The following is a 22207-nucleotide window of genomic DNA, read 5'->3' as shown; positions in this document are numbered from 1 at the left end:
AGCGGCCCTTGCGAAACACTCGCAAGGGTTTATTTTTATTTTTTGTTTTCAGAATTTGAAAAATAGACGCGTTCAAAACGAACCAAACAATACACCTGAAAACGGATTTACAATATACCGAAAACGGCGAGAAAAATTTTGATTAATGAAAATGATGTTAAAGCTATTCAAAGATAGAAATCGTCGCTTCCGTGGTTATTTTTTTGAATTGACTTAACCACTTGATTTTCCCTCACAATCAAAACCCGTGCTTTGCCAACACACCACCCGACTGTGGTGACGAGCATCCTGTTGTCGTCGGAAAAGTAATCGGCAAACCGTAACTCGATCTGATTGCAAGATAGGCCCACGCTTCCGCTTCGATAAAATCCGAAGATAGATTTAATGATTGCGCAGTTAATGTGACAATGTCGTATTCTTTAGCGAGGCTTTCCAATGACGCCATAATAGCATGGTTATATGCACCACCACCTGACACCACGAGTGTTTTCGGCAATATAGGGAGATGCCTGAATGAATTGACAATTCCATAAGCTGTAATGAAACTCAGTGTTGCTGCACCATCTTCGACAGATATTGTGTTGTCAGACAAGGGTTCAAAACTGCGCCAATCAAGAGAACCGGACTTTTTTTCATTGAAAAACGGGTGATGACGATATGCTTCGACGATCGGTTCGATTATCGTTCCGTGAAGACCGGCTTCGCCATTACGGTCGTATGGTTTATCTCTCCTCAAAGACATCCACTGGTCAATCAAAACATTTCCCGGCCCGCAATCAAAAGCATAAAGTTCGTCATTTTTACCTATGAAAGTCAGGTTGGAAATTCCGCCAATATTGACGAATGCAACCGGAAAATCGATCTTACCCTTCATTTTCTTTATCAAAGCACGATGGTAAACCGGCACAAGCGGTGCTCCTTGCCCGCCATGCTTCATATCATTCGAGCGGAGATCGAAAATCACGTCAATACCACAGTTTTGAGCGAGAAGCTTTCCATCACCCAATTGGATAGTCAGTCCGCTTTCCGGCTTATGCAGAATAGTTTGTCCGTGAAAACCGACAAGATTTACATCGGCTGGCAGCATTCCATATTTCTTGAGTAATTTTTTGACAATATCTGCATGTCTAAGTGTCAATTCGCGCTCGATAGTCAAAGCAGCCACAGGGAGTTCGTCTCGGCTCTTCACTTCGGTTACATCATCCAGTATTTCTTTCAACCGTTTGCGAAAATTTGTGTCATATTGACTCGACAAATGGCCGATAATTTTTATTTCGTTTTCGCCATCGCTTACAAGCACAGCCGCATCAATTCCATCCATCGACGTTCCGCTCATAAGGCCAATGGCCGTTTTTGTCGCGCGCATATTAAGTTTCCCGTAGCGTGTTTCCTTGTGAATCACATCTATTTTATGATAAAGCCCTCAAAACAGTTGAATATTGTTTTCTATGCATGACTTTTTTTAGGAAAAAATCTGATGTCCGCTTTTAAATCCGATTTCCTCAATGTTATGAGCGAGCGTGGTTTTATTCACCAAATGTCCGACGAAAAAGGTCTCGACGACCTGTTGTCGAAAGAAGTTGTAACCGGTTATATCGGATTTGATCCAACAGCCGCAAGTCTTCATGCAGGCAGCCTGATCCAGATTATGATGCTTCACTGGTTGCAACAAACAGGCCATCGCCCCATAGCTCTGATGGGAGGGGGAACCGGAATGATCGGAGACCCGTCTTTCAAAGACGAGGCGCGCAAATTACTCACTGTTGATAAAATTGACTCCAATATCGCAGGTATCAAAAAAGTTTTCTCGAATTATATAAAATTCGGTGATGGTGCCACAGATGCAATCATGGTCAACAATGCCGATTGGCTGAGGGATTTGAACTATATAGAATTTTTGCGCGATGTCGGCCGTTTTTTCTCGGTCAACAAAATGCTTTCCTTTGATTCGGTCAAATTGCGGATGGATAGAGAGCATTCCCTTTCATTTCTCGAATTCAATTATATGATCTTGCAAGCCTATGATTTTGTCGAACTCAATAAACGGTTCGGCTTGCGTATGCAGATGGGCGGTTCGGATCAATGGGGAAACATCGTCAACGGTATTGATCTCGGACACCGTATGGACACACCACAGCTTTTTGCATTGACCTCACCATTATTGACGACAGCCTCCGGCGCAAAAATGGGAAAATCGCTGAACGGTGCTCTTTGGCTCAATGCGGAAATGCTTTCTCCTTACGACTTCTGGCAATATTGGCGCAATACAGAAGACGCCGACGTTTCACGTTTTCTGAAGCTCTACACGACCTTGCCTATGGACGAAATAAATCGCCTTTCGGCGCTACAAGGTTCGGAAATCAACGATGTGAAAAAAATTCTGGCAACAGAAATCACGGCCATGCTGCATGGCCGCGAAGCAGCAGAAAAGGCCGCCGAAACAGCCCGCAAAACTTTTGAAGAAGGTGAGGTCAGTCATGACCTTCCGAAAATCAAGGTTTCATCGGACGAACTTAAAGCCGGAGTGGGCCTTTTGACATTGTTGGTTAAAGCAGGCTTTGCCAAATCGAACGGTGAGGCGCGGCGTCACGTGCAAGGTGGTGGCATACGTGTCAACGACGTATTGGTCGAAGATGAGAAGCGTTCCATAACCGAAAATGATGTTAATGCCGACGGCGTTATAAAATTGTCTTTCGGAAAAAAGAAACACGTCCTCGTGACACCATCGTAACCCCGAACAAAATATAAACTGCTTCCGTTTACGGGCTTTGTGCAGAAAATTTCAGATTACCTCAATTTGTTGCAAATCCGGCTTTGCAACAAATGGATGTCGGTCATAACAGTCCCGTGATATTGGCAAAAACTTTTCCCGAAAGCTGGTGACGATAGATCGCACCTTCGCGTCTAACTCACAGACAAACGCGCCTTCTCGCTGGCATAGATAAATTATTTTCGGTTACTCAGCCGAGTTGAGTTTATCAAATGAAACGCAAACTGGAAGAAACTGGCATCGCACGGAAACCCTTGAACATCAGCTCATCGGCAAGTGAATGAAAACCAACCCTATCTTTGTCGATCGTGGCTGTCATATAGCGGGTTTATTGAAACTCGAAGATTGACCGGAAGATACCCGGAGCAATAACCGAAATCGGATTAACCATGACTTGCGGGTGTTTTGCGTTGCCCTCGATTTTAAATGTAATCCCTATCAAGCCACGATCGCGCCCGTTCCCCAAAACTTGTCCTATGATTGGCAAATCACCGAAGAGGCGGTTTAAACCATAGGCAGGCATGAAAGTTCCGGTAATCGACATATTTCCCGAAACATCATAAAGAACACCCTGAAATGTTGCCCCGACTGTCGGCCCGCGCAAAACACCCCGATCAAGTACAAGATAATTATCACCTTTCCCGATATGGGCATAGGCCAGATCAAAACCGACGCTTGAGCTGTTAATTTTACCCCTCACGGCTTCGTTCAAGCTTTTTCCACCTCCACTTGGACGAGATGAAACAATCGTCGCAAGTCGCGGTTCATCAACAACCTCGAAATTTCTTATACTAACGCGGCCTGACAGCGGTTGACCGGATGATGAATTCAAATCGGCTTTCAAGACACCGCCGCGAATTTTGTCGTAATAATTCATGAACCGCATGAGCGCACCCGCATCGTTGCTTCTTGCGCTGACAGTCTGGCGACCTTGACTCTTTTGTGTCTCTACATTGATTGACTGGCGACTATGCGTTGAACCGCTTAGTGAAAATTGCACAGCTTTCTGTTCTGTTATCTCGTAAGTTGCATTTACATTTGTCAACTCTTCACCATAAAAACCTGCAAGATTTCCGATAGAGGCATGCAAGGAAATTGCGGTTTTATCATTTGCATTGTTTTTTGTTGTTTTTCCAAGTTGTTGAATGAGTGCGCGTCCGTCAAAGCTCTTGCCTGTAGCCTCGATATGATAGGATTTTCCGGAACTTATCACTTTCAATGCCAAATCGTCATTTCGGCTTAAATTAGCTTTGGAAAATTCCGCACCGAAAAATTGCTTATCCTTGATATGGATTTGACCCGCTACATCGAGATTTTGCCCCGACAAAGCAAAGTTTTCAATCGAGTAATCCGGTTTATCTTTTATGTTTGAAGGCATATCGAATTGCGCATGAGCGGCCATGCCTTTCCCTTTTTTCCAGCCTGCCCACGAAAATTCAAGATCGGCATTTGTCAGATCGGCGTTAAAATGACGCTTTCCATTATTATCCTGTCCAATTTCGACAGCCACAGGGCCTGAAAGGAAGTTATTGAGAAAAGCAAAGTGTTTCGCCCGAATTGTATCGTCGATATTAAGCGTGATTTTCTCACTTTTTTGCAAGCCGGAATTCTCGAAAGGTTGAACGAGCTTTATTTGCGCAGGAAACTCGTTCAGTAAGCCGTTAGCTTCCAGAACAATTCCCGATTTATCGACATCGGCAGTACCTGACGCATTGCTGACGGAGTTGTTTTCGATAGGATCAGGAACGGAAAAATCACTGAAGTTGACATGTGCACTGTAAGTTATTTCTCCACGCGGATTGTCTCGTGTTACCGGAAATCTGAGCTTGATTTCCGCCTCGACATTACCTTGCGCATGATCGGAATTGAAAGGCAGACGATGACGGGCATTTATAGGCGAATATCCGATCATCTCTCCGGCAGCATTTATCTCACCCCGTGCAGTCAAGTCCATATCGGCAAAGACAGGCCGCTGTGGCCCCCATGGTATTACCATAGTTCCTTCGACAGCTTCGATCTTACGACCTTCGGAAAGATAACTGGCACCGCTATCAAGCGTTATTGTCGTCGTCATACCGTCAACCGCAACATTGCCGGAAGCATCGCGTAAAGCAGGCAAATCACCAACGAGGTCCGAACGCGTATTGACAATATCGGTTCTGATCTTGACTTCATTGCCGGAAAGTGTGCCTGCCGGAATACCCGATTGGAAATAGCCTTGTGGTAGGGCTATTTCAATCGAACCATTTTTTAATTGACCACCAAAAATATGCGACACAACCCATCTTCTTGCACCCGGAGAAATATTGACCGGCCACAATTGTTTGGCTTCTGCAACGTCCATTTGTGGAACATGGAGAACAAAAATCGTTTCCGGAGACCCTGTACCGAATTTCAGGCTGCCCTGCCCCATCAAATTACCATGCGGAGTGTTGACGGTAATTTCATCCATAATGGCTTTTTTATCGGCACTGTTGAATTGGCCTGCAAGCTTCATTTCAAAGCGGAGTGCTATATCCGGCACCTCGTTTGAAGCACTAACCGCGTGTTGTGCTACAATTTCAAAACGGTAATCATTCACCGGTCTATCCGTTTCGGCATTGGCCGGTGTTAACCCGATAGCCCCGTTAAAGGGAATGACCAATCCGCCAATCTGTAGCAGTGACGGTTCGAATTCGATCTTGTTGCTGTGGGGCATGTGCAGCAGGTTGAGATTGAACTTCGATGGAATATTCTGTTCGGTGCCGAAATCCATAACCCCTTCGGACATGGCAAGTTGCGTGCGCACAACCGGTTCCTCGTCGATACTGGTGCGATGAGCCTCGACTGTCAGATCGGCTTTGCCTTTTAATCTGAAATGCCCGTTATTCGTATGGCCATTTGGTAAGAATGGTGAAACATCGTCGGCAGCCCCCAAATGTAGCGGAAGTGATTTAACGTCAAGTGTAATATCCCGTGCATGTCGGTCGATATAATTTGCATTTGCTTCAAGATCTATTTCCTGACCATTCCACGTCAAGGCCGACAACAGCGTGGCCGTTTTCCACCTCATGCGCAAATCGAGATTTTTTATTCCTAAAATCGTGCCATCTGTTCCCGGCATACGCAGAGAAATATTTTTCAATACCAGAACATTGATTGACATTGAACGTAATTTATCGGCGCTCGCGTCAAAAGCGGGAAATAGAATATTGGCGGTTGCATCAGGATCAACCCGACCATAGGAATCTTTCGGTAACTGTGCCAAAAACCCCGGACCTTGTGACTGAGGTAACAGCACATTCGCATCATGTAGTTCGATCTGTGCTATCTGTAGCTTGCCCAAGAGCAATCCCCAGGATGAAAAACCGACGCGAAACACTCCGATCTGGTCTACCTTTACGCCATCCTTTATATCGTCCAGCATAACATTCTGTGTCTCAAGTGCCAGATGATAATCTTCATCCAAAGATAGTCGTGCATCATTTATTTTGACATGCGCATAATCACCCAGTTGCTGGGACAATGTCGCCTGCATTTTTTGTGTCAGATATTGGCCGCTAATGCCAACTTTCAAAAGCGAGAATATCAAGCCCAGCATTACGATGACTATAAAAGCCGCCCATAGGATGATGTGAAAACAGCGTTTCAATAATTTTTTACGTTGGCGTGGGGTATCGACTTTCACTCCGTCTCCATGGCGAGACGAAGGAAACTGGTCGAGGCTTTTTATCTCGCTTTTTTTAAAGCGAATCTCTTCATGTGGACCTGTCAAATCACAACCAATCCTGTTTTTCGCTCGCTACATTGAACGGTGTAGAATGAATAATCTGTGACTCGTTATAGCACCGATTAATGTTGATTCATGAGTTTTATAATGTAATTTTACATCTTCTCCCAGAAGAAAGCTTCTATGAAGAAAGGTTATAGAATGACCACGTTGGAAAAAGGCGATATTGCCCCCGATTTCAAGTTGCCGCGCGATAGCGGAAAGATACAAACCCTGTCCGGTCTTCGCGGACATCCTGTTGTTCTGTATTTCTATCCTAAAGATGACACAAGCGGCTGCACGTTGGAAGCACATGATTTTACAGAGTTGAAACCCGAATTTGACAAAATCGGCGTTACGATTATCGGAATGTCGCCCGATAAACCTGAAAAACACGATAAATTCAAATCGAAACACGATCTCGACCTTATTCTGGTATCCGACGAAGAAAAAACAACGCTTAACGCCTATGGCGTATGGGTGGAAAAGTCGATGTATGGACGGAAATATATGGGAGTTGAGAGAAGCACTTTTCTCATTGATAAAAACGGCAAGATTGTTGAAATCTGGCGAAAGGTAAAAGTTCCCGGTCACGCAAAAGCTGTTCTTGATAGTGCCAAAGCTATCGCATGAATTTGCCTGTTAGGGATTTGTTAACTTTTTGGTGCGCAAATAGTTGCCATAAAGGGCATATGGCAAAATGAAATATCTGACAAAAATTCTGGTTTTATCATCAGTTTTCGTTACAGGGATTGTATCCGCTACGATTGCCAAAGACACCACAAATGTAAACATAAGTTCGGGACCGGCTATTCATCAAACGCTTCCCGCGTTACCGAAAATGTCGGCGCCAAAAACCGAGAACATTGTGTTCAAACCGGATGCGGGTATTGACCCGATCATTACCGGCCCCCGCAGTTAATAGCCCAAAAAAACATTGTCGGCCGTTCAGTTTTGAACAACGTAAGCAATTTGAAGTTTTGCCCCCCTCCCCATTGCCTGTAAACCCAAGTGTTAAGGGCAAATCCTGATTTTCCCCGATAGGCATCGTCACGATTTCGGGGTTTACAGATTTTCCATCAAGTTCAGCATAAAAAAGAGAAGACGTCAGGTGACGTCTTCCACATGTTCGACACCGCCCTTGATCTTTTGGGCAAGTGCTGCTTCCATAAATTCGTCGAGATCGCCATCAAGTACCGCTTGCGGGTCAGTGTTTTCAACGCCGGTGCGCAGATCTTTGACCAACTGGTAAGGCTGCAAGACGTAAGAACGGATTTGGTGTCCCCAACCGATTTCTGTTTTGGACGCCTCCAGAGCATTCACTTCGTCTTCTCTGCGTTTCAGCTCCTCTTCATATAAACGCGCTCTCAACATTGCCCAAGCTGTAGCGCGGTTTTTATGCTGCGACCGTTCTGCCTGACATTGAACAACAATACCGGTTTTCAAGTGCGTAATTCTCACCGCAGAGTCGGTGGTATTGATATGCTGTCCACCTGCGCCCGATGCCCGATAGGTATCAATTCGCACATCCGCTTCCGATACATCCACTTCAATATTGTCATCAATAACCGGATAGACCCAAACACTGGCAAAAGATGTATGGCGTCTTGCATTCGAGTCGTAAGGGGAAATACGCACCAGACGATGCACACCCGACTCGGTCTTCAACATGCCATAGGCATTATGTCCCTTCACAAGTATTGTCGCTGATTTTATGCCTGCTTCTTCGCCATCGTGGACTTCAAGCACCTCGACTTTCATGGAATGTTTTTCAGCCCATCTCGTATACATGCGAAGCAGCATTGAAGCCCAGTCCTGACTTTCAGTACCACCAGCACCGGCGTGAATTTCAAGATAAGTGTCGTTGCCATCAACCTCGCCTGATAAGAGCATTTCAATCTGCCGTTTATCAAGCTCGCTTTTCAATGCATGAATTGACGCTTCGGCATCCCGGATAATGTCTTCATCACCTTCTTCTTCGCCCATTGCAATGAGTTCGACACTATCATCGAGCGTCTGCGTCAGATGTTTGATATTGTTGATTCCATCATCCAGCCGCTGACGCTCGCGCATCATTTCTTGTGCTTTGGCTGCATCATCCCAAAGGCTCGGATCTTCGGCTTTTTCATTGAGGTATTCCAAACGTTTTACTGACTGATCCCAGTCAAAGATGCCTCCTCAGCAGGCCTATAGCCTGCTTGATTTCTTCGACCAAAGTTTCGATTTCTGCACGCATAATGATTTATTTTTCCCGATTTTTTCGTCTTTTATGTTTGTTGAAATGATCGTTTTTCACGCTTTTGGCAAATTTGAAGTGATCTGTCAAAAGGCCTTTTATCAACTGGCAATTCTGTTGCAATATTCACATCGCGAGTTTTTGTCAAAAACCGAAGATCAATAGAGACCGCCGGCACCACTCTGGATTGCTTTATTCACTTGCGGTGAAGTTGGTGCTACCGGCACTCCTTCCTTGAACGAAGTTGACCCGCCAATAACCTGATAAACGTCGGCCGGTCCGGTTCCGGGCTTGAAAGCTTCAACGATAACATTGCTGTTTCCCGGTTCTGCACGCATGCCGGTCTTTCGATCTATTGCAATCTGCGTCATCCCGTCGGGTATCTTGAAATCGACATCCGGTACACCCTTCATGGCATTTTCCATGAATTCTCCAAAAACCGGAACCGCGAGAGAACTACCTGTACCGCCATATCCCAAGGTTGCAGGCTGGTCATATCCGATAAAAACACCAACTACGATATTGGGTGTAAAGCCCATAAACCAGGCATCTTTCGAGTCATTGGTTGTTCCTGTCTTACCGGCGATATGCCGGTTGAGATAAGCAAGACGTGCAGCCGTACCGCGTTGCACAACGCCTTCCATCATAGATGTAATCTGATAGGCCGTCATCGGATCGAGAACCTGATCGCGTTCGTCGACGAGCGTCGGTTCGGGTTGGTTATCCCATGCCTTGACATTGCAGCCTTCACATTTACGCTGATCGTGCCGGTAAATCGTTTTACCGTAACGGTCTTGAATCCGGTCTATTAAAGAAGGCGAAATCGAACGTCCGCCATTTGCAATAACCGAATAGGCCGTCACCATACGCAAAACTGTCGTTTCACCCGCTCCCAAGGCCATTGGCAGGTAGGGTTGCAATTTGTCATAAATGCCGAAACGTTCCGCATATTCAGAGACAATCGGCATTCCAAGATCATTTGCCAATCGTACAGTCATCAAATTACGCGAATGTTCGATGCCATAGCGCAATGTGGAAGGTCCGGCAAAAGTACCGCCATAGTTTTTCGGTCGCCAAACTTCCCCATTCGGCTGTTTGATCTCGACAGGGCCGTCAAGAACAACAGACGCAGGCGTATAGCCATTATCCAGTGCCGCCGCATATACAAACGGTTTGAACGAGGAGCCGGGTTGCCTGTAAGCTTGTGTTGCACGGTTAAATTCCGATTCAGCAAATGAAAACCCGCCGACCATAGCAAGAACGCGGCCGGTGCGTGGTTCCATGACCACCATAGCCCCTTCGATTTTAGGCGGTTGACGTAACAAATAGCTGCCATCGTTCCCCGCTTTTTTCTCGACAAAGACGACATCACCCACTTGCAAAACCCCTGACGGGCTTGAAGCAGATGAACGGCGGTCATTCCTACCGACCATGCGATAAGCCCAACGCATATCGCTGGCGTTGATTGTGGCAACGTCACGCTCCGCCGAAAGTGCACCCGAAACTTCACGTTTCGGCTGTAAACCGATTTTTACTTTGTCAGCAGACACAGCCAATACGACAGCCAAACGCCATTCCGGAACGTCGCTAAAACCACTCACCTCGCCGAGTGCAACACCCCAGTCGTCCGAAATATCAATATGTTTATAAGCACCGCGCCAACCGTGATTCTGGTCATATTTGACAAGGCCATCCTGCAAAGCACGACGCGCCATAACTTGCAAATTCGGATCAAGTGTTGTGCGAACCGATAATCCACCCTCGTAAAGTGCCTTCGACCCATAGCGATTTATCAATTGGCGGCGAACTTCTTCAGTAAAATAGTCAGCGGCAAAAATATAGGTGTCGTCGCCCCGCAGAGTAACCCCGAGCGGCTTCAATTTCGCTTGTTCACCCTGCATTTGCGTTGCATAGCCATTTTCGACCATCCGGTCGATCACCCAATTGCGCCGATCAAGCGCGCGTTGTGTATGTTTGAATGGATCATAGTTGCTTGGCCCCTTCGGAAGAGATGCAAGATAGGCGCATTCCTCCAAGGTCAGTTCATTCACGGACTTATTGAAATATGTTAAAGCCGCAGCAGCAATCCCGTAGGCGCCCCGCCCCAGATAGATTTCATTCAGATAGAGTTCGAGGATGCGATCCTTAGAATAGGCGCGCTCGATACGCATAGCCAGAATTGCTTCTTTGATTTTGCGTTCCATCGTCGCATCGGAACTCAATAAAAAATTCTTTGCCACCTGTTGCGTGATGGTTGATGCCCCCTCCGGCCTGCGCCCGGAACCGATATTCTTGAAATTGCTCACCATTGCGCGGGCAAGTCCTTCCGGATCAAGTCCGAAGTGGGTATAGAAGTTTTTGTCTTCTGCCGAAATAAATGCCGATTTGACCAGATCGGGAACAGACTGGATTGGCAAATAAAGACGGCGATTGGTTGCAAACTCGGCCATAAGGCCACCATCGGCGGCGTGAATGCGTGTCATCACCGGAGGTTCATAATCGGCAAGCACCTGATAATCGGGAAGTTCATCATCTTGCTGTTGGTTCACAGCGGCTGCCGACCCGATCAAGGTTATACCCATGCCGCAAGCAACTCCGGCGGCAAGAAAAAAATTAAAAAACTTCATCATAATACCCGGATGTCGCTTTCTCCCGAACTCGCACAATGCGAGACATTCACTGCTGAGCCTCGTTGCGTGTGCACCGGAATTGCGATAGAAACAAGGCTAAATTGCAATATTTAGTATTTTAATGTCAAAGTTAAGACTATCGTAGCAGTTTTTCTCAAGCATTTTTCTCATGGTTGTGGATTATTTCCGTTGCGGTTGCGATAATTGGCGAATTGTTGCACTGCATTTGCAATCGCGGTTGCAGCGCGTCTGCGCCAAAGCGGATCGGTAATCAGCTTTTCATCTTCCCTGTTCGACAAATATCCGATCTCTACGAGGACCGAAGGAATATCGGGTGCTTTCAAAACCTGAAAACCGGCATAGCGATGCGGATTTTTTATGAGATTTATATTATTTTGCTCAAGGCATGAAATAACCCTGTCGGCGAAATTTACCGAAAACGAAAGCGTTTCTCTGCGCGCCAGATCAATCAGAATATCCGTAACTTCTGGCGATTCATCGGGTGGCAATCCGTCCACAAGATCGGCTTTGTTTTCACGATCGGCTAAAGCTTTAGCGATATCGTCCGAAGCCTGATCGGAAATCGTATAGACTGTTGCACCGCGCATTGCCGTCATGTTGATTGTGTCTGCATGAATAGAAACAAAAAGATCTGCTCCATAACTTCGCGCTTTTTGCACACGTTCGTTCAGTCTGAGAAAAACGTCGGAATCACGCGTCAAAAAAACTTCAAGATTGACATTTTTTTCAAGTTCATCACGTAACGATCTGGCAAATGCCAAAGTCACATTTTTTTCCAACACCCCCGAAATGCTCTCCGCACCACTATCAATTCCGCCATGTCCGGCATCAATCACAATGCGGAAAGGTTTTTGTGCGATTGTCCGGTTTCCGGCTGTCTGTGCATTTTCAGCAATCCCGCTATTCACCAGCTTTTTGAAATTTTGCTCATTATCTTTGACGAGATCGATAACAAGTTGCCAAAGTCCGCTATCGAGCTGTTCAATGCTGTTTTTTTCGACAGAAAATGGTGCTGTTGTGGTCAGGATAATTCTCGACGACACCGGACCGGACGAGCCGTAGCGCAAATCGGAAACCATACCGAAGTTTAAAGGCTTTTGTTTCTGCGAAGAAAAATCGACAACCGGAAGGTTGATTACAAGACGGTTCGGATGGTCGAGAAATTGGAGCGAATAGGCAGGATTGGCAGAGAATACCGCAATGAGGCGTGTGCGTGTATTGTCTCCGATCGCCCTTATGTTGATAAGCTCCAGTTTTGCCGGTGCAGCAATACCGGAATTGATAAAACCGGAAAAACACATCAACAAGGCGATGAGAAAAAGAACCCCTCTCCCATTTCCTCTTACAGCAATGAACCCCGATCGCTGTCTTTGTTGATTCATTGCTAAACAATCCTCGTTTCTTTTCGCTTTTGCCCCCAAAAACGGGTCGAACAGTAATGCGGCTATTTGGCAATTTTAAGATTGTGCCACTATTGTTTGCAAAAGATGCAGATAAACCGCCAAAATCATGTTTTTCAAGGGATAAGTTATGTGTCCCTATAAAGTTACTTGTGTTGGACACAATATCGACTTAAAAGCGTAAATGTCTTGAATGGTCAGGAAAAAATGGATGAACGTTCTTTTAGTCAGTTCATGCAAATAATTTTCCTTCCAAGAAGTCTATAAGCGCCGGGCGTTCTATATCATTTTGTCATAGACTGAATGTATTGGAAACGGGCTTGTAACAGTTAAGTTTCGCTGGTTCGGTTATCCGGACTATTTCAAAAACGTTTTGCCGGAGACTCGCTGGATATGAGTCAAACAAAACTGATAGTGGAAGTTATTTCAATAGCGGCACATGCAAGCTGGAATATGCGCGCCCACTCTTACTATAGTTCGTTGGCAAAGCTTCTATTCATCGGCAGACAGTATTTTTTGCCTCCCAAGAGACTTTCAAGGTCTCTCATCGGCTCTATTATACGTGTCGCCTGCAGGATTTTCTATAATGTCAAACAAAATGCTTATCGATGCCTCCCACCCGGAGGAAACTCGCGTTGTTGTTGTTCGTGGCAATCGTATTGAAGAATTCGATTTTGAATCCGAACACAAAAAACTTCTCAAGGGAAACATTTATCTAGCCCGTGTAACGCGGGTGGAGCCGTCTTTACAAGCTGCTTTCGTTGAATATGGCGGTAATCGCCATGGTTTTCTTGCGTTTTCCGAAATTCATCCCGATTATTATCAAATTCCCGTTGCTGACCGGCAAGCTTTATTAGAGGAAGAAGAAAAAGCTGCTCTTGTCGACGATGAAGACGAACAGGAAAACGAAAAAACTTCCAGAAACAACCGCAGAAAGAAAGTCAAACCGGCTGAAGCTGAAATTGAGAGCGATATAGTCGCCGATTCAGGTGATGAGATTGACGACATTGAACAGGCAGCGGGCGAAGATGCTGAAGACAGTGTCGAGCTTGTCGGTGCTGAAGACGCTTTGGAAGAGGTTCCCGCTCGCGAGCGTGCTCCCCGTCGCCAATATAAAATTCAGGAAGTTATTAAACGTCGTCAGATTTTGTTGGTTCAGGTTGTGAAAGAAGAGCGTGGCAACAAAGGTGCGGCCATGACAACCTACTTGTCCTTGGCGGGTCGTTATTCTGTGCTTATGCCGAATACTGCTCGCGGTGGCGGCATTTCGCGCAAAATCACAAATGTTCAAGATCGTAAACGTCTTAAAGATGTCGTCAAAGACCTTCACGTACCAAAAGGTATGGGGGTTATTTTGCGCACTGCCGGAGCCAACCGCACAAAGGCAGAAATCAAGCGCGATTATGAATATTTGATGCGTCTTTGGGAAAATGTTCGCGCGCTGACGCTTGAATCGGTTGCGCCCTGCCTTGTTTACGAGGAAGGTAGCCTTATCAAACGCTCGATCCGCGATCTTTATAACAAAGACATCAGCGAAATTCTTGTTTCAGGCGAGCATGGCTATAGAGAAGCCAAAGACTTTATGCGCATGTTGATGCCCAGCCATGCGAAAGTCGTTCAACCTTATCGCGAACAATTACCGATTTTTGCCCATAATGGTATCGAGGCGCAACTTGATGCCATGTTGCAGCCTGAAGTAACGCTTAAATCCGGCGGCTATCTTGTTATCAACCAGACCGAAGCTCTTGTTGCAATCGACGTAAACTCCGGTCGGTCGACCAAAGAACATTCTATTGAAGAGACCGCCTGTCAAACAAACCTTGAAGCAGCCGAAGAAGTAGCGCGACAATTGCGACTTCGTGATCTTGCAGGACTTGTCGTCATTGATTTCATTGACATGGAAGAAAAGCGCAACAACCGGTTGGTCGAGAAAAAACTCAAAGATTGTCTGAAAGATGATCGGGCGCGCATTCAGGTCGGGCGCATTTCGCATTTCGGACTTATGGAAATGAGCCGCCAACGCATTCGTGCTTCTGTTCTTGAAAGCACAATGCAACCTTGTCCACATTGCAATGGAACAGGCTATATACGTTCCGACTCGTCATTGGCTCTCCACGTATTGCGGTCAATAGAAGAATATCTGTTACGTAACCCGCATTTCAATATTACTGTTCGGACATCGGTCGCAACGGCACTCTATGTGCTCAATCACAAACGGCAAGCTTTGTCGGATTTGGAACATCGGTTCGGTCTTACAATCAATATCGAGGCTGATGACGAAGTCGGTGCACAAAATCTGGCGATTTATAAAGGAACAGCGGCCGAAGGGACACCTGCGGTTATTCCGCAATTGCCACCGGTTGATGATAGCGAAGATGAAATCATTGCCGAAGAAGACACTTCGGAAATCGATAATGAAACAAAAGATGATAATAATAACGACAATAATCAGAGGCGCAAACGTCGTAACCGCGGCAAATCGAACGAACGCAATGAAGAGAAAGCCCAGCGTACCCGTAATGAAGATGACGTAGTGCGCAGCGAAGACGACAACAGGCGTCGTCGCCGTCGTGGACGCCGTGGCGGCCGCCGTTATCGTGATGGCGATTTTGAACGTCGCAGAATTCCTTATGCGGAACCGGTTGGCGAATTTGCTGAACGCGCGCTCGCCGAAGTTATTGCCGCCAGAAGGCAACGTCGTGTACCGGCTGCCGAACCGGTCGGCTTTTCTGCAACAGAAATTGCAATCAAGGTGACGCCTGTAGTTGCAAAAGAACAAAGTGTTCCCGAAATTCCTGCTGAACAACCGAAAATAGATCAGAAGGACAATAAAGACCAGAAAGACCAGGAAGAAACCGCTAAACCCCGCAAGAGACGGACAAAGAAAACGCTCGTTGAAGCCGGAGAAACTGCACAAGAGAAAAATAGCGAGACAAAGTCTCAGACTAACGAAGCGGATGAAACACCAAAACGCTCGTCGCGTGGTCGCAAACGTAAAACAAAAACGGCTGAAACTGTTGAGGCTGTTTTAAATGACGACGCGACAACCCCTGTAGAGACGACGAAAGAACAGGTGCCGCCGGAAGAAGTCGAAAAACCTGCAAAGAAGACAACCAGACGGTCACGTAAAGCGAAAGTCGAGGAACAATCAGACGAAACAGCGTCAGACACCGAAACGCTTGAGGCGGAAAAACCTGCCAAGAAATCTCGACGCAAAACAACGCGATCAAAAAATAAAACCGACGGGAATGAAAAAACGGTTTCCAGTGAACCGGTTGTAACCTCCTCTGACAAAAATGAAGAAGACAAGCCAAAACGTGTTGGTTGGTGGCAAAGAAAAGGATTTTTCTAAGCGTTTCACTTGAAAATACCTATTTCATCGCTCACGAACAAGCCTCACAAAGTCCGGAATATAACGGCGTTGTGAGGCTTTTTTGTTGTTGTAAAAGTTAGCCAAAATTTTCTCTACAATCCTGCTGTTGACAAAATATCAACGCGAAAGTCTTTATCGCACAACCGACTTTTATTTTATCAGCAATTTTTATCGTTATTTTTGGAAAGGTTATGGGAAGACATAAAATCTTCTGTCTTGCGCCTGCTCTTTTTTAAATTTCAGGCAATTCTTTCGGCTTCCCTCCCTTTTCCATATTATTGGATAGAGTTGCAAGACCGTAAAAGTCCTGAATGCTGCAGCAAATCGTATTGCCGATTTGCTTGTCACGAACATTGAAAAATCATCGTGACATCAGAAGCGGTTTTATAAAATTCCGGATTGATTTCACATATCGGGAACAACCGGAAATTGCTTCGCGCTAAACGAACGTCTCTCTGCTTATCGAATATTTTCAAGAAATAGATACCATATTGGCGCACCCGAAGAGATTCGAACTCTTGACCTCTGCCTTCGGAGGGCAGCGCTCTATCCAGCTGAGCTACGGGTGCAAATCCGGATTGCAAGAACCCGGTTTGTTTTGAGGTTTTCTAGCCGATCAGAATGAATGGTTCAATGGTGAAAATGCTTTTTGTATTAATAACGTGAAAAAAATCAAAAACTGAAAATATTTTTCGCTTCGCCTTAGGGCATTTTATTTGTAGTGCGACAGATGCTTTAAACCGTCATTGCACCATTTCAGAAAACGCGTTCCAATTAACACATCTCATAGATCAGGTGGCGCCACGCCTGTTCAGAATGTGATGACAGTTTTTGCCGCAAACACATTTCTATTTTAATTTTGCAAATGAGAGAATAACCATGCGTCGCAATTGTCGGCAGCAATCAAGCCGCCGAAACATATTTCGGATCGAATATCAATCAATTGCACAATAGAACAATCTAAACGCTGAAACCTTTTTGATAAATTTTCTTTGGATGCGGTCATTTTGTCAGGCTGAAAAGGTCCACCAAACCGAATTTTAGCGAATACCAAACGAAATTCTGGCGAATAGTTGGTTTTGAACGACAAACTACCAACATTCCGCATTCTCAAAATGAGCAACCATAACAGCAGTTAAAGCACACCCTTGAAAACTATTCTGGTGGTGTTTTTGGCCTCGCCAGCCCTTTTTAACCGCTCATCAGAACGATCACCGGTAATTTGATAAATGTCGCTATAACAAAACGCAAAACACTAAAATCGGGAGAACAATACCCTTTTTAACGATCGAGTTCTTCCTGCGCAGCTTTCAGCTCTTGTTTTGCCTTTTCCAGTTTTTCAGCTTTACGGGATATTTTTTTCGCGTCACCGCGTGCTTTCGCCTCATTCAGTTCGGCTTCTCTTTCAGAAACCTTGTTCATTTTTTCTGTTATTTTTTGTTTGCGTTCAGCCGCCAGTTTCTTATCGTCACAATTTTCGATATTATCTTCAAGGGCTTTTTCCAACCCCTTTATTTGATGTTTATTGTTATATTGTCGTGCATGTTGGATTTGCGTTTCGATGCTGTGTTTTTTTGCAGCACAACCTTTCAGAGCCGGTTCTCCATAGGCATAAGAAAAAGAAAAAAGTGCGACAGGTATAATCAAACAAAGTCTCGTTTTCATCACTTCACCTTTTTGGGTAACCGTTTCTTTTCGGCTTGCGTTTCAATTATTTGCTGAACGAATGACAAGAACTTGCCATTATTCATGAACTAAGGCAGCAGAAATTGTCAATGATTGAAAAAACTGTTTTTACAGATTAAGTATCCAATGTTTTGTTTTTATATTGAATCCCAATGTGCGGCCTGCAAATTCAAACTCTTCTGAGACCAGGCTCCCGGAAAAGCGGAATAATTTTATGGATAAATCTATAGAGCGGTTTCATTTTATTGCATCCAGAACCGAACAGGCAAAAAGTTCGATGCAAGCTCTGATTGACCGTTATGGCCAATCGGCAGTGGATGAAGCCGATGTCATTGTTGTATTGGGTGGTGATGGAACAATGCTGGAAGTTTTACGTAACTTCATGAATTCCGGAAAGCCCATTTACGGAATGAATCGCGGGTCGGTCGGCTTTCTTATGAACGAATATAGAATAGCAAATCTGCCGCAACGCATCGCCAAAGCGCACAAAGAAGATATAAAACCTCTCAGAATGATAGCGGATTCGATCTGTGAAGGCCATGTCGAGGCATTGGCGATCAATGAAGTCTCGCTGTTCCGGCAATCATATCAGGCGGCCAAAATCAAAATCAGTATTGACGACAAAGTGCGTATGGATGAACTGAATTGTGACGGGGTCATGGTTGCAACTCCGGCTGGTTCGACTGCTTATAACCTTTCGGCACAAGGGCCGATATTACCTTTACTTGCCCCGCTACTGGCTCTCACGCCGGTTAGCCCGTTCCGGCCAAGGCGTTGGCATGGTGCGCTGTTGCCCAATTCTGTGACTGTCCGTTTTGATATGCTGGAATTGGATAAGCGACCTGTTAATGCTGCCGCAGACAATGTTGAAGTAAAATCCGTGAGTTCGGTAATTATTTCATTAGCAAAGGGCGTTAAGGCCTCTATTTTATTTGATTCTAACCATTCATGGGATGAGCGTATATTATCCGAACAATTCCGTTATTAAGAAGAATACACGTTAAAACGCGTGGCGAACAAGGGTTTTTGTTGACTTTTTTATGATTGCACCTTAACGCCTTTGTAAGGGGTGTAAGTTGGCTGACTTGTCCTGACCATAGTCATAAAAGTTGGGCGAAAAAGAGAAAGAGTGATAGCGCCTTTGACCAGTTTCAGTGATTTGGGCCTTTCTGAAAAGGTTCTCGAAGCAGTAAAATCCGTTGGATATGAAGAACCGACGCCAATACAACTTGGAGCCATTCCTCATGTCCTGAAGCATGAGGATGTATTGGGCATTGCCCAGACCGGTACGGGGAAAACTGCTTCCTTTGTACTTCCAATGTTGACGCTTCTTGAAAAAGGGCGCGCAAGGGCACGAATGCCCCGCACCCTCATTCTTGAACCGACACGTGAACTTGCTGCGCAAGTGAAAGAGAATTTCGATCAATATGGCGCCAATCATCACTTGAGTGTGGCACTTCTCATTGGCGGCGTGTCGTTTGACGATCAGGATCGCAAGCTTGACCGTGGAGCGGATGTCCTGATTGCTACTCCGGGACGACTCCTCGATCATTTCGAGCGGGGCAAGTTGTTGTTAACCGGCGTTGAAATTCTGGTTATCGATGAAGCAGATCGTATGCTTGATATGGGATTTATTCCCGATATTGAACGTATTTGTAAACTCATTCCGTTTACCCGCCAGACGTTGTTTTTTTCGGCAACCATGGCACCCGAAATTACCAAATTGACCGAGCAATTCCTGCATAATCCGGTCAGGATTGAGATCGCAAAAGCCTCTTCAACCGCCACCACAATTACGCAAAAGCTCGTCGCTTCCGGCCGTAAATCCTGGGAAAAGCGTGCAGTCTTGCGCGACCTCATTCATAATGAAGGAAATGAATTAAAAAACGCAATTATCTTTTGTAATCGGAAAAAAGATATATCGGAGCTGTTTCGTTCGCTCGTACGCCATAACTTCAGCGTCGGTGCACTTCATGGCGACATGGATCAACGCTCGCGCATGACTATGCTGGCGAATTTCAAGGAAGGAAAAATTGCTTTGCTGGTTGCTTCCGACGTTGCTGCCAGAGGTCTTGATATTCCGGATGTAAGTCACGTCTTTAACTACGATGTTCCAACCCATGCAGAAGATTATGTTCACCGTATCGGACGAACCGGTCGAGCCGGAAAATCGGGAAAAGCTTTCACTATCGTTACAACGGCAGATAAAAAATACGTCGACGCAATCGAAAAGATGAGCGATCAGAAAATCGATTGGTATAATGGCGATCTCGCTTCGCTGAAACAGGATACGAGCGAGGAAGAGCCAAACCGTAACGACAAACGCTCCAAATCGGCAGAATCGAAAACCGGAAGAAACGCGAAAAAACGAACAGACAAGGCCGAGCAAAAGCAGGAAAGCAAAAGCCGTGAAAAGCTGCCTGTCGAAAAAGTTGAAAAAACAAAAGATGCTGAGCCAAGCCTTAAGCATGCTTCTGCAACGGATGTTCGTTCCAACGACTCTTCAAAAAATTACGCCGGTAAATTGTCAAAAGAACCCGCCTCTCCGAAAGGGTTCGGGAACGATATTCCCGCTTTTATGCTGATTGATACACGGGGCTGATTTAGCCGTAAGCGGGGTGATTTAATGGTACGCGGGGCTGATTATTTGTCGTACGCAAGGCTGATTTAGCCGTACGCGGGATTGATTTAGCCGTACATTGGCTGATTTAGCCGTGGGCTGGGCTGATTTAGCCATACGAGGGTTGATTTAACCGTTTCTCCGTTCGTTTCATCCGGCATTGTTATAGAGCGGAAAATTCAGCGGTTTGAAGCGGTATTTCGCCGCCAATATTGATTTTATCAGATAAAAATAGCAGCCTTACGTACCGGTGGCTTTTGGCCAAATAGAAAATTTTTGATTAAAGAAAAGGCAGATCAACATCTGCTAATCTGCCTCTATTGGTGTTTCTTTAAACATCAAGTTCAAGCTTTTAAACGCTTAAGAGTTTTGGTTTTTCCCAATAGCGGTAATAATGCTGCCATTTCCGGTCCATGATCGAGGCCGGTGAGCGCCTGCCGCAATGGCATAAAAAGTGCCCTGCCCTTTCGGCCTGTTGCTTTTTTTAATGCTTCCGTCCAGCTTTTCCAGCTTGTTTCGTTAAATTCGCCTTCCGGTAAATAGGAAACAGATTGGTGAACATAATCACGATCTTCCTCTGAAACAGCGTTAAAAGAACCGTCTTTCTCCAATCTTTCCCACCAGAACTTGGCTTCGTTTACCTTGTCAATATTGCCGCGTACTGCATACCAGAAGGGTGAAGCATCTTTTCCGGCTATACCCAATTTCTCCAGACGTGCCTTGACTTCATCAAATTCCAGCAAATGCACAATATGCTTGTTAAGCGTTAACAAATCGGCCGGATCGAATTTTGCCGACGACTTTGATGCAGATGCCAGATCGAAGTGTTCCAGCAACTCTTCCTGGGTTCTGCATGCTGTTACATTTTCGGAAGTTCCAATCAGAACCGCCAATGACTCGACAGCCATAGGTTCAAAACCTTCTTCCCGTAATGAACGGATTGACAGGTCACCTTTACGTTTAGAAAGACCTTCACCCGAAATGGTCGTAAGCAGATTGATATGGCCGAATGTCGGTGCATGAGCACCAAGTGCCTCAAAAATTGCTATTTGAACGCCGGTATTTGTAACATGGTCATCGCCGCGAATAATATGGGTTATACCCATGTCAATATCATCTACGACAGAAGGCAGGGTATAAAGATAACTTCCATCCTCGCGAATGAGGATCGGATCCGACATAGACGCAAGATCAATTGTTTGCGGCCCACGCACAACATCATTCCAATGGACATCGGTGCGTCTCGTCTTGAACGGGTCGGTATCAAAATTGGGCAGTTTGAAGCGCCAATGAGGTTTGCGGCCTTCGGCCTCAAATGCTTTTATTTCTTCCGGCTCAAGTTTTAAAGATTCACGTCCATAGATTGGCGGAAGTTTGCGAGACAAACGAATTTTACGCCGTCTTTCAAGCTCTTCCTGTGTTTCATAACAGGGATAAAGAAGACCTTGCTGTTTCAACTTTTCAACGACATCATTATAGCGGTCAAATCGCTTGGACTGATAATAGATTTCATCCGGTTTGATACCGAGCCAGTCGAGGTCAATACCGATTCCATCAATATATTCCTGTTTGGAGCGTTCGATGTCTGTATCATCGAAACGTAAAACATATTTACCCTGTTCGGCCTTGGCAAACAGCCAATTAAACAAAGCAATTCTGGTATTACCGATGTGAATATAACCGGTTGGCGAGGGTGCAAAACGAACTTTTATCATAAAACAAC

At 45.4% G+C, this 22207-nt stretch carries 13 protein-coding genes and 1 tRNA gene; 6 read left to right on the top strand and 8 right to left on the bottom strand.

Annotation, left to right across the window (positions count from 1 at the left end; translation table 11 throughout):
* Nucleotides 1–238 precede the first annotated feature (238 nt).
* On the bottom strand, nucleotides 239–1366 hold the full coding sequence (locus tag BBC0122_RS05710) for an anhydro-N-acetylmuramic acid kinase (RefSeq protein WP_077992082.1): 1128 nt from the start codon (nucleotides 1364–1366) through the stop codon (nucleotides 239–241).
* Nucleotides 1367–1477: 111 nt separating this feature from the next.
* Here BBC0122_RS05710 and tyrS point away from each other — a divergent pair, with 111 nt between their 5' ends.
* Nucleotides 1478–2731 (top strand): tyrosine--tRNA ligase, encoded by a 1254-nt coding sequence (gene tyrS / locus BBC0122_RS05705; protein WP_077992080.1) that lies wholly within the window; start codon nucleotides 1478–1480, stop codon nucleotides 2729–2731.
* Nucleotides 2732–3098: 367 nt separating this feature from the next.
* Here the strand turns inward: tyrS and BBC0122_RS05700 are convergent, their stop codons facing one another.
* Complete coding sequence (locus BBC0122_RS05700; RefSeq protein WP_077992079.1) at nucleotides 3099–6524, bottom strand: YhdP family protein; 3426 nt, start codon at nucleotides 6522–6524, stop codon at nucleotides 3099–3101.
* Between the two features lie 156 nt (nucleotides 6525–6680).
* On the opposite strand from BBC0122_RS05700, the gene bcp reads away from it, so the two are divergent.
* Nucleotides 6681–7151: a thioredoxin-dependent thiol peroxidase gene (bcp, locus tag BBC0122_RS05695; RefSeq protein ID WP_077994535.1), complete on the top strand. Its 471-nt coding sequence runs from the start codon at nucleotides 6681–6683 to the stop codon at nucleotides 7149–7151.
* Nucleotides 7152–7218: 67 nt separating this feature from the next.
* Nucleotides 7219–7440 (top strand): hypothetical protein, encoded by a 222-nt coding sequence (locus BBC0122_RS05690; protein WP_077992077.1) that lies wholly within the window; start codon nucleotides 7219–7221, stop codon nucleotides 7438–7440.
* Nucleotides 7441–7625: 185 nt separating this feature from the next.
* Here BBC0122_RS05690 and prfB read toward each other — a convergent pair.
* The 3 genes from prfB to BBC0122_RS05670 form a co-directional block, all read right to left on the bottom strand.
* Nucleotides 7626–8754 (bottom strand): peptide chain release factor 2 gene (gene prfB, locus BBC0122_RS05685; RefSeq protein WP_149866643.1). Its coding sequence is split into 2 segments (ribosomal slippage): nucleotides 7626–8684 and nucleotides 8686–8754, totalling 1128 coding nucleotides; the frame shifts between segments, so codons are not numbered across the junction.
* Nucleotides 8755–8912: 158 nt separating this feature from the next.
* Nucleotides 8913–11384 (bottom strand): penicillin-binding protein 1A, encoded by a 2472-nt coding sequence (locus BBC0122_RS05675; protein WP_077992072.1) that lies wholly within the window; start codon nucleotides 11382–11384, stop codon nucleotides 8913–8915.
* A 167-nt stretch (nucleotides 11385–11551) separates the two neighbouring features.
* Nucleotides 11552–12787, bottom strand: a complete 1236-nt coding sequence (locus tag BBC0122_RS05670) for an N-acetylmuramoyl-L-alanine amidase (RefSeq protein ID WP_418214881.1) — start codon at nucleotides 12785–12787, stop codon at nucleotides 11552–11554.
* Between the two features lie 604 nt (nucleotides 12788–13391).
* Here BBC0122_RS05670 and BBC0122_RS05665 point away from each other — a divergent pair.
* Entirely contained in the window at nucleotides 13392–16157 is a 2766-nt protein-coding gene (locus BBC0122_RS05665) for an Rne/Rng family ribonuclease (protein ID WP_077992070.1), read from the top strand.
* 513 nt (nucleotides 16158–16670) lie between these two features.
* Here BBC0122_RS05665 and BBC0122_RS05660 read toward each other — a convergent pair.
* Together BBC0122_RS05660 and BBC0122_RS05650 are read right to left on the bottom strand one after the other, a co-directional pair.
* Nucleotides 16671–16747, bottom strand: a tRNA-Arg gene (locus BBC0122_RS05660).
* Nucleotides 16748–17459: 712 nt separating this feature from the next.
* Nucleotides 17460–17843 (bottom strand): DUF1090 domain-containing protein, encoded by a 384-nt coding sequence (locus tag BBC0122_RS05650; protein ID WP_077992067.1) that lies wholly within the window; start codon nucleotides 17841–17843, stop codon nucleotides 17460–17462.
* 235 nt (nucleotides 17844–18078) lie between these two features.
* Here BBC0122_RS05650 and BBC0122_RS05645 point away from each other — a divergent pair, with 235 nt between their 5' ends.
* Complete coding sequence (locus BBC0122_RS05645) at nucleotides 18079–18852, top strand: NAD kinase (protein WP_077992065.1); 774 nt, start codon at nucleotides 18079–18081, stop codon at nucleotides 18850–18852.
* 141 nt (nucleotides 18853–18993) lie between these two features.
* Nucleotides 18994–20466, top strand: a complete 1473-nt coding sequence (locus tag BBC0122_RS05640; protein WP_077992064.1) for a DEAD/DEAH box helicase — start codon at nucleotides 18994–18996, stop codon at nucleotides 20464–20466.
* Between the two features lie 362 nt (nucleotides 20467–20828).
* Here BBC0122_RS05640 and gltX read toward each other — a convergent pair whose 3' ends face one another.
* A complete protein-coding gene (gene gltX, locus BBC0122_RS05635) occupies nucleotides 20829–22199 on the bottom strand; it encodes a glutamate--tRNA ligase (RefSeq protein ID WP_077992062.1) in 1371 nt (456 codons plus the stop codon).
* Between the last annotated feature and the right edge of the window lie 8 nt (nucleotides 22200–22207).

This window comes from Ditibartonella choladocola (assembly GCF_002007565.1).
GTDB classification, from domain to species: Bacteria; Pseudomonadota; Alphaproteobacteria; order Rhizobiales; family Rhizobiaceae; genus Bartonella; species Bartonella choladocola.
Note: the sequence above shows the minus strand (reverse complement) of the source record. Positions and strands in the feature narration are given on the sequence as shown.

Excerpts from the sequence above, each read along its gene's own strand:
- BBC0122_RS05645 (WP_077992065.1), top strand. The coding sequence starts at position 18,079 with ATGGATAAATCTATAGAGCGGTTTCATTTTATTGCATCCAGAACCGAA.
- BBC0122_RS05710 (WP_077992082.1), bottom strand. The coding sequence starts at position 1,366 with ATGCGCGCGACAAAAACGGCCATTGGCCTTATGAGCGGAACGTCGATG.
- BBC0122_RS05670 (WP_418214881.1), bottom strand. The coding sequence starts at position 12,787 with ATGAATCAACAAAGACAGCGATCGGGGTTCATTGCTGTAAGAGGAAAT.
- BBC0122_RS05650 (WP_077992067.1), bottom strand. The coding sequence starts at position 17,843 with ATGAAAACGAGACTTTGTTTGATTATACCTGTCGCACTTTTTTCTTTT.
- tyrS (WP_077992080.1), top strand. The coding sequence starts at position 1,478 with ATGTCCGCTTTTAAATCCGATTTCCTCAATGTTATGAGCGAGCGTGGT.
- BBC0122_RS05665 (WP_077992070.1), top strand. The coding sequence starts at position 13,392 with ATGTCAAACAAAATGCTTATCGATGCCTCCCACCCGGAGGAAACTCGC.
- BBC0122_RS05690 (WP_077992077.1), top strand. The coding sequence starts at position 7,219 with ATGAAATATCTGACAAAAATTCTGGTTTTATCATCAGTTTTCGTTACA.
- BBC0122_RS05675 (WP_077992072.1), bottom strand. The coding sequence starts at position 11,384 with ATGATGAAGTTTTTTAATTTTTTTCTTGCCGCCGGAGTTGCTTGCGGC.
- bcp (WP_077994535.1), top strand. The coding sequence starts at position 6,681 with ATGACCACGTTGGAAAAAGGCGATATTGCCCCCGATTTCAAGTTGCCG.
- gltX (WP_077992062.1), bottom strand. The coding sequence starts at position 22,199 with ATGATAAAAGTTCGTTTTGCACCCTCGCCAACCGGTTATATTCACATC.